This window comes from Burkholderia sp. Bp9099 (assembly GCF_003857805.1).
Taxonomy (GTDB): Bacteria; Pseudomonadota; Gammaproteobacteria; order Burkholderiales; family Burkholderiaceae; genus Burkholderia.
In genome coordinates, this window is the sequence record NZ_QTPU01000044.1 from 40540 (window position 1) to 49665 (window position 9126).

Annotated in this window: 6 protein-coding genes; 2 read left to right on the top strand and 4 right to left on the bottom strand. The window is 67.1% G+C overall.

Features of this window, described 5'->3' with window-relative positions:
- Positions 1–22: 22 nt before the first annotated feature.
- Genes opcM through DIE17_RS33935 form a run of 4 tightly spaced genes read right to left on the bottom strand, consistent with a single transcriptional unit; the run spans position 23 to position 6929 of the window.
- Positions 23–1561: a multidrug efflux transporter outer membrane subunit OpcM gene (gene opcM, locus DIE17_RS33920; RefSeq protein WP_124489337.1), complete on the bottom strand. Its 1539-nt coding sequence runs from the start codon at positions 1559–1561 to the stop codon at positions 23–25.
- Between the two features lie 10 nt (positions 1562–1571).
- Positions 1572–4772: a multidrug efflux RND transporter permease subunit CeoB gene (gene ceoB, locus DIE17_RS33925; RefSeq protein ID WP_124530140.1), complete on the bottom strand. Its 3201-nt coding sequence runs from the start codon at positions 4770–4772 to the stop codon at positions 1572–1574.
- A gap of 46 nt (positions 4773–4818) precedes the next feature.
- Positions 4819–6036, bottom strand: coding sequence for a multidrug efflux RND transporter periplasmic adaptor subunit CeoA (gene ceoA, locus DIE17_RS33930; protein ID WP_044845762.1), 1218 nt, complete (start codon positions 6034–6036; stop codon positions 4819–4821).
- 32 nt (positions 6037–6068) lie between these two features.
- Positions 6069–6929 (bottom strand): alpha/beta hydrolase, encoded by an 861-nt coding sequence (locus DIE17_RS33935; RefSeq protein WP_044845763.1) that lies wholly within the window; start codon positions 6927–6929, stop codon positions 6069–6071.
- A 173-nt stretch (positions 6930–7102) separates the two neighbouring features.
- On the opposite strand from DIE17_RS33935, the gene ceoR reads away from it, so the two are divergent.
- Positions 7103–8107, top strand: coding sequence for a putative multidrug efflux transcriptional regulator CeoR (gene ceoR, locus DIE17_RS33940; RefSeq protein WP_044845764.1), 1005 nt, complete (start codon positions 7103–7105; stop codon positions 8105–8107).
- Positions 8108–8525: 418 nt separating this feature from the next.
- On the top strand, positions 8526–8822 hold the full coding sequence (locus DIE17_RS33950; protein ID WP_044845765.1) for a DUF4148 domain-containing protein: 297 nt from the start codon (positions 8526–8528) through the stop codon (positions 8820–8822).
- The last annotated feature ends 304 nt before the right edge of the window (positions 8823–9126 follow it).

The following is a 9126-nucleotide window of genomic DNA, read 5'->3' on the forward strand; positions in this document are numbered from 1 at the left end:
TATCGCCCGTCGTCGCGCACGCTCAACGCGCGGCCACCGCCTCCTTGACGGACGACGCCGCATCGCCGACCGCCGTCGGCGCCGCGCCCCACCCGCCGCCCAGCGCGCGAATCAGGTTCACGGTCGACACGGCCTGCGCCCCGGTCAGCTGGTTCGCCTGCAATTGCGACTGCAGCACCGACCGTTCGCTGTCGATCACGTCGAGATAGGCCACTTCGCCTTCCTGATACTGCGTCCGCGACAGCGTCGCCGCACGGCGCGACGCATTGACGGCCGCATCCTGCGCGCGAATCTGGTCGTCGAGCAGACGCAGATCGGCGAGATTGTCCTCGACCTCGCGGAACGCGACGAGCACCTGCTGCCGGTAGTTCGCGACCTGCTCGTCGTACTGCGCGCGCGCCTGCTGCACGCCGGCCGCCCGCCGCCCGCCGTCGAACAGCGGCAGCGTCAGCGCGGTGCCGGCGAACGGCCCGAGCAGGAACGTGCGGCTCGACCACATGAACAGGTTGCCGAGCGTCGACGCCTCATAGCCGAATGCACCCGTGATATCCAGCTTCGGGAAGTACGCCGACTTCGCGAGACCGATCCGCGCGTTCGCGGCCGCCATCGCGCGCTCGGCCGCCGACACGTCCGGGCGGCGTTCGAGCAATGCCGACGGCAGACCCGGCGGGACCTTCACCGCGACCGGCACGATCGGCGTTTCCTTGAACGCGAAGTCCGCGGGCGCCTTGCCGAGCAGGATCGCGAGCGCATGCTCGGACGCCGCGCGCCGGCGCGCGACGCCGACCGCATCGGCCTGCGCGGTTGCCAGCTCGTTCTTCGCGCGCGACACGTCGAGCTCGCTGATGTCGCCTTCGTTGAAGCGGCGCTGTACGAGCTTCAGCGCCTGATCACGCAGTTCGACCGTGCGGCGGTACAGGTCCTGGTCCGAGTCGAGCTGGCGCAGTTCGAAGTAGTTCTGCGCGACGTCCGCCTGCAGCGCGAGCTGCACCGAGCGGAACAGCGCCTCGCTCTGCGCCTGGTCGGCACGCGACGCCTCGACGTTGCGGCTCACGCGGCCGAACAGGTCGGCCTCGTACGACACCGTGCCCTGCGCGCGCCACAGCGTCGCGGTGGTCGGGCCCGTGCCCTGCGGCTGGAACTGCGACGCCGACGACAGCCCTTCGCGCGTCGGCCCGAACCCGGCGCCGACCTGCGGGAACCACTGCGAGCGCGCGGTGCGGGTCGCCGCACGCGCTTCCTCGACGCGCGCCGCCGCGGCCTTCAGGTTCTGGTTCGCGGCGAGCGCCTGCGACTCGAGCGAGTCGAGCACCGGATCGCCGAACACCTTCCACCATTCGCCGCGATGCTCGCCGTCCGCCGGTTCGGCGGTCTTCCATGTGCCGGCCTGTTCGCCGGCCGCGAGCGTCGGCGCTTCCTTGAACGCCGCGGGCGTCGACACGTCCGGGCGCTTGTAGTCGGGTCCCACCGCGCACGCGGCGAGCAGCGTCGCGAGCAGGGTGCTCGCGGCCGCCACCTTCGCGAAGCGCATCAGGCCATTCGTGTTGTGCATGTTGTCCATCTTGTTGTCCTCAAGCATCCGTAGCCGGCGCACCGGAAGGCGACACGCCATAGCCGGCCGAGTCCTTGCCCGCGACGTGGATCTTGCCGCCCGCCAGCGTGCGCAGCACGACGTAGAACACCGGTGTCAGCATCAGCCCGAACAGCGTCACGCCGAGCATCCCGAAGAACACCGCGACACCCATCGCATGGCGCATTTCCGAACCCGCCCCCGTCGACGTGACGAGCGGCACGACACCCATGATGAAGGCGATCGATGTCATCAAAATCGGGCGCAGCCGCAGCCGGCTCGCCTCGATCGCGGCCTCGAGCGGCGTCCTGCCGTCATGCTCCAGTTCGCGTGCGAATTCGACGATCAGGATCGCGTTCTTCGCGGACAGCCCCACCAGCACCATCAAGCCGATCTGCGTGAAGATGTTGTTGTCGCCCTGCGTGAGCCACACACCCGTCAGCGCCGACAGAATGCTCATCGGCACGATCAGGATCACCGCGAGCGGCAGCGTCAGGCTTTCATACAGCGCGGCGAGCACGAGGAACACGAGCAGCACGCTGATCGGGAACACGTACATCGCCGAATCGCCTGCCAGGATCTGCTGGTACGTGAGGTCGGTCCATTCGAACCGCACGCCGCGCGGCAGCGTTTCATGCGCGATACGCTCGATCGCCGCCTGTGCCTGACCCGACGAGAAGCCCGGCGCCGGGCCGCCGTTGATGTCGGCTGCGGTGTAGCCGTTGTAGCGCACGACCATTTCCGGGCCGAACGTCGGCGTCACCGTGACGAGCGACGACAGCGGCACCATTTCGCCACGGTCGTTGCGCGTCTTCAGCTGCAGGATGTCGTCCGCGCGCTGACGGAACGGCGCGTCGGCCTGCACGCGCACCTGGTACACGCGTCCGAAGCGGTTGAAGTCGTTCACGTACAGCGAGCCGAGATACACCTGCATCGTGTTGAACACGTCGGTGACCGGCACGCCGAGCTGTTTCGCCTTCACGCGGTCGAGATCGACGTTGAGTTGCGGCACGTTGATCTGGTAGCTCGTGAACAGCGGGCCGAGTTCCGGCGCCTGCTGCGCGCGCTTGATGAAGTCGTTGGTCGCATCCGACAGCTTCGCGTAGCCGACCGCGCCGCGATCCTCGATCTGCATCTTGAACCCGCCGAGCGTGCCGAGGCCGAGCACCGGCGGCGGCGGGAACACCGCGACGAACGAATCCTTGATCGCACCGTACTGCTGGTTCAGCGCACCGGCGATCGCACCGGCCGACAGCGCCTTGCCGTGCCGCTCCGAGAACGGCTTGAGCGTGACGAACACGATGCCCGCGCTCGAGCTGTTGGTGAAGCCGTTCACCGACAGCCCCGGGAACGCGACCGCGCTCTCGACGCCCGGCTGCTTCAGCGCGATCGAACCCATGTCGCGGATCACCTTCTCGGTGCGGTCGAGCGACGCGCCGTTCGGCAGCTGCGCGAACGCGATCAGGTATTCCTTGTCCTGCGCGGGCACGAAGCCGCCCGGCACGACCTTCGACACGAGCACGGTCGCACCCACCAGCACGAGGTACACGCCGAGCATCAGCGTCTTGCGCGACAGCACGCCGCGCACGCCGCGGCCGTAGTTCTCCGCGCCGCGATGGAACACCTTGTTGAAGCCGCGGAAGAAGCCGCCGAGCACGCGGTTCATCACGCGCGTGAGCCAGTCTTCCTTGTCGCCGTGGCCCTTCAGCAGGATCGCGGACAGCGCCGGCGACAGCGTCAGCGAGTTGAACGCCGAGATCACCGTCGAGATCGCGATCGTCATCGCGAACTGCTTGTAGAACTGGCCGGTCAGGCCCGACATGAACGCGAGCGGCACGAACACGGCGACGAGCGTCAGCGCGATCGCGATGATCGGCCCGCTCACTTCCTGCATCGCCTTGTAGGTCGCCGCCCGCGCGTTCATCCCGCTCTCGATGTTGCGCTCGACGTTCTCGACCACCACGATCGCATCGTCGACCACGATCCCGATCGCGAGCACCATCCCGAACAGCGACAGCGCGTTGATCGAATACCCGAACGCCAGCAGCAGCGAGAACGTGCCGATGATCGACACCGGCACCGCGATCAGCGGAATCAGCGACGCGCGCCAGGTCTGCAGGAACACGATCACGACGATCACGACCAGCGCGATCGCTTCGAGCAGCGTGTGCACCACGGCCTTGATCGACGAGCGCACGAACTGCGTCGGGTCATAGACGATCTTGTAGTCGACGCCGGCCGGCATGTCCTGCTTCAGCTCGGCCATCGTCTTGCGCACTTCGTCGGAGATCTGCAGCGAGTTCGCGCCCGGCGACTGGTTGATCGCCATCGCGACGGCCGGCTTGTTGTCGAGCAGCGAGCGCAGCCCGTACTCGGACGCGTCCAGCTCGATGCGCGCGATGTCGCGCAGATGCGTGACGCCGCCGTCCGGCGTCGTCTTCACGACGATGTCGCCGAACTCGTCTTCCGTCTGCAGACGGCCACGCGCGTTCACCGACAGTTGCAGCGGCGTGCCGGGCAGCGACGGCGACGCGCCGATCACGCCGGCCGCGACCTGCACGTTCTGCTCGCGGATGGCCTGCACGACGTCCTCGGCCGACAGTCCGCGCTGCGCGACCTTCTGCGGATCGAGCCACACGCGCATCGCGTAGTCGCCCGAACCCCACAGCTGCACCTGGCCGACGCCCTGGATCCGCGACAGGCGATCCTTCACGTTGATCAGCGCGTAGTTGCGCAGGTAGGTCATGTCGTAGCGGTTGTCCGGCGAGATCAGGTGGACCACCATCGTCAGCGTCGGCGAGCTCTTCACCGTGGTGATGCCGAGCCGCTGCACGTCTTCCGGCAGGCGCGGCAACGCCTGGTTCACGCGGTTCTGCACGAGCTGCGTGGCCTTGTCCGGATCGGTGCCGAGCTTGAACGTGACGGTGATCGTCATGTTGCCGTCGCTGTTCGCCTGCGACTGCATGTAGAGCATGTCCTCGACGCCGTTGATCTGCTCTTCCAGCGGCGACGCGACCGTCTCGGCGATCACTTTCGGGTTCGCGCCCGGATACTGCGCCTTCACGATCACGGACGGCGGCACGACTTCCGGATACTCCGAAATCGGCAGCAGGAACATCGCGATCACCCCGCCGAGCAGGACGATCACCGATAGGACTCCTGCAAAGATCGGCCGGTCGATAAAGAATTTGGAAATGTTCATGGGTTGCTCTGTCTGGTTGAACGCGGAAATCGAAGCGGCGGGCCGCTTACGATTCCGCCTTCGCCGGTGCGGCCGGCTTCGCGTTGTCCGCGAGCGGCGCGGACGGCGCATCGCCGCCCGTCATCGGGACCATGTGCGGCTTCACCTGCTCGCCCGGCCGCACGCGCTGCGTGCCGTTCACGATCACGCGATCGCCGGCGGCGAGGCCACTCACGATCACGCGCCGGTTGCCGTGCTGCATGCCCTGCTGCACTTCGCGATACGACACGCGGCCCTGCTGGTCGACGACGAACACGAACTTCTTGTCCTGGTCGGTGTTGATCGCCGCATCGTCGACGAGCAGCGCCTCGTGCGGTGCGCTGCCGCCCACCTTCACGCGCGCGTAGAGCCCGGGGACGAGCGTGCCGTCCGCGTTGTCGAAGCGCGCGCGCACGCGGATCGTGCCGGACGACGTGTCGAGCCGGTTGTCGACCGAGTCGATCTCGCCGCTGCGCGAGTAGCCCGTTTCATTCGCGAGGCCGAGCTCGACCGGCACCTTGCGGCCGTTGCGCGCGCCGTTGATGTATTGCAGGTAGGTCTGCTCGTCCGCGTCGAACGACGCGTAGATCGGCGACACCGACACCAGCGTCGTCAGCGGCGCGGCCGACGCGCCGGCCGACACGACGTTGCCGAGCGTGATTTCCGCGCGCGATACGCGGCCCGACACGGGTGCGGTGATGCGCGTATAGCCGAGGTTGATGCGCGCCGTTTCCAGCGCGGCTTCGGCGGCCTTCAGGTTCGCCGTCGCTTCGCGCGCCGCGTTCTGCTTTTCGTCGTAGTCGCGCTTCGCGATCGCGTTGTCGCCGATCAGCCGCTGTGCGCGCTGCCAGTCGCTTTGCGCATAGCCGTTGCGGGCCTGCGCGGCGGCGAGCTGCGCGGCCGCGCGGTCGGTTTCCGCCTGGTACGGGCGCGGATCGATCACGAACAGCACGTCGCCCTTCTTCACGAGCGCGCCGTCCTTGAAGTTCACCGCGACGATCGTGCCCGACACCTGCGGGCGCACGTCGACTTTCTCGACCGCCTCGAGGCGGCCCGAATAGCCTTGCCAGTCGGTGACGGTCTGCGGCACGACGGTCGCGACGTCGACTTCGGGCAGCGGCGCTGCCGCCTTTTCGGGCGCGTTCGCGTTCACGCGCATCGCGCCGAACGTGCCGAGGCCGACGACGGCGAGCGTCGCGATCGCCGCGGTCGCGATTCGGGAGCGGGAGGTGCGTAGGATGGCCATGTGGATCTCCAATAAGCGTGGATTGGTTCTGGTTATTCGGAACGGTTCGGCTGGCGCGCCTGGAAGCGGCACTGGAAGAAGCGCACGGCCTCCTCGAGCGCGGCCTCGTGCGTCGCGAGCGCCGCGTGCGTGACGTCCGGGTAGCGGATCACCTGCGTGAGCACGCCCGATGAAATCAGGCAGCCCGCATATTTCTCCGCTTCGACGTGCAGCACGTCGTTCTGCGCGGTGACGACGAGCGTCGGCGGCAGGCCCGCGAGGCGCACCGATTCGAGCGGCGCCGCATACGGGTGCATGCGCTGCGCCGCCTGCGGCAGATAGGCGCGATAACAGGCCGCGCATTCGCGCGCGGTGATGTCCGACGCAAGGCGTTCGGCGTCGCCGATGCGCGTCATGCTCGGGTCGAGCATCGGCCCGAACAGGGCCTGCGCGGCAATCGACACTTCGCCGCGATCGCGCGCGATGAACGCGAGACAGTTCGCGAGCTGGCCGCCCGCATCGTGCCCCGCGACGCCGATCTTCTTCGGATTGCCGCCGAACGCGCGGGCGCGCGTCGCGGCCCACACGGCCGCGCGATACGCATCCTCCGGCGCGGCCGGAAAAGGAAAGGCCGGCGCGAGCGAATAATCGACCGACACTACGAGAGCCGGTAAGCGTTCTGCTAAAAAGCGCGCGGCGAAATCGGCGTCATCCAGCGTGCCGCGCACGAAACCGCCGCCGTGGAAGTAAAGCACTACCGGCAATCCGGTCTTGTCCGCGCGCCGATAGAGGCGCAGCACGATGTCCTGCGCGTAGCCGGGGATTTCCACCTCCGCGACCGTCAGTGCCGCGCCGGCTCTGGCTTCGGCGGGCAACGCGGCTTTCAGGAATTTGCTGAATTCAGAAGCGTCCATGACGATGCAGCATCCATTTCGAGATGGAACGAATTCTGGGTCCGGCAGACATCCGGATAAATGCCTATAATCCGGCAACACAATTCAACGCCCCCGAACAATCCAGGCTGCGCTTACCCATGAGGTAGCGCAGCCTTGTCGTTCGGGCGGCAAATTAGATTGCGGAGGTTGTGATGGACCGGCTTCAGGCCATGCAGGTGTTTACTCGCGTCGTCGATACAAGCAGCTTCACCAAGGCAGCAGAGTCGCTCAGCCTGCCGCGGGCGTCCGTCACGACGATCATCCAGAATCTCGAAGCCTTCCTCGGCGTGCGGCTGATGCACCGGACCACGCGCCGGCTGTCGCTCACGCCGGACGGGGCCGCGTACTACGAACGCTGCGTGCGGATCCTCGCCGATGTCGAGGAAACCGAAGCAAGCTTCCAGAACAACAACCGCAAGCCGCACGGAAAGTTGCGTATCGACATGCCGGGCTCGATCGGGCGGCTGCTGGTGATTCCGTCGCTGTGCGAATTCCACACGCGCTATCCGGACATCGACCTGCAGCTCGGCCTGTCCGACCGGCCGGTCGACCTGCTGCAGGAAGGCGTCGACTGCGTGATCCGCGTCGGTGCGCTGCAAGATTCGTCGCTGGTTGCGCGCCGGGTCGGATTGTTCGAGTGCGTGTCGGTCGCTGCGCCCGCGTATCTCGAGAAGTTCGGCGAGCCGCGGACGATCGAGGATCTGAACGACCACAAGGCCGTCAACTACTTCTCGAGCCGCACGGGCCGCACGATCGACTGGACGTTCCTGACCGACGGCAAGGAAGTCGAGGTCAAGATGAACGCGATCGTGTCGGTCAACGATGCCGATGCGTACGTGACGTGCGGGCTCGAAGGCTTCGGCCTGATCCAGCCGCCGCTGTTCATGGTGCTGCCGCACCTGCGCGACGGCCGGCTCAAGGAAGTGCTGCCCGGCCTCAAGCCGCTGCCGATGCCGATCTCGGTCGTGTATCCGCACAGCCGGCACCTGTCGCCGAAGGTACGCGTGTTCGTCGACTGGATCGCCGAAGTGTTCGACCGCTGCCCGCTGCTGAGCGGCAAGGGCAGCCTCGACGCGACGTGCAGCAAGCGCACGTTCGAGGAAGCCGAGCGCGCACCGGCGCTCGACACGCCGGTCATCAACGAGTGGGTCGCGTAATCGTCTGAACCGCGGCGCGCGGGCTGTGCGGCCCGCGCGCCGTCCTGCCTTCGCGCCGCCACGGCGTCACGTTCGTGCCGCCTTCCCCGCCCCGCACAGCGCCTTTCCTGAATCCGCATCACACCTTTGCGCCGTGCGCGGCAATCGGCCGCGTGCGTGACGGCGCGCGCCGCGCTAAATCGCCGGGAGCCCCGCTGCAGGCGGCTGTGCGCGATTTTCGAGTAACCCTGCCGACAGTACGGATCGCGATTGTTCCACCATCACGACAATTCAATTCGCGTCAGCCGCATTTATCGCGCCGGAACGTCCCCCTAGAGTAAACCCTGTCGCGCACCTCGTTGCGCATCGAACAGATCCCGCTTGATGGGACCGGAGCAAGCGCCGACGCGCCAACTCCGACCAACACAGGAGTTACGTCATGAACCGCCGCCATCTTCTCTCCGCCGTCGCGCTCGCACTCGCCGTGTCCGCACCGGCCTTCGCCGATACGACCACCCCGCACGCCGGCGACTACGCGAACACGTCGTGGTACACGCAGCACAACAACGGCCCGCGTACGCGTGCCGAAGTCAGCGCGGAAGTCGAGCAGGCCCGCCGCGACGGCACGCTGGCCTGGCTGCGCAAGGCGAATTCGTATCCGCAAGGGCTCGAACTCGCGCAAGGCCCGTATCGCCCGACACCGGAAGGCAACCAGCTCGCCGGCGCAGGCCGTTGAGCATCGGTCAATGCTCAACGCCGCGCAGCGGATGATCCGCGGCGCGGCATCGAGACACCGCCATCGAACACCCGATTAGTCAGTTAGTTGCAGGAGCCTGTGATGAACGATCAACTTCCTTCGCCGCTCGATCATTGGGACGACACGACGCCCGTCTGGACGCCGTTCCGTTCCGCGCCGCACGCGCATTGAACTTCGCGTCGATCTCTCGCTGAAGACGCTGGCCGTCACCGGCGCGGCACGCCGTCGCGCCATTCGCCCCAGTGCGTGACGATGTCCTGAACGAGCGGATTGCCCGCGCGGT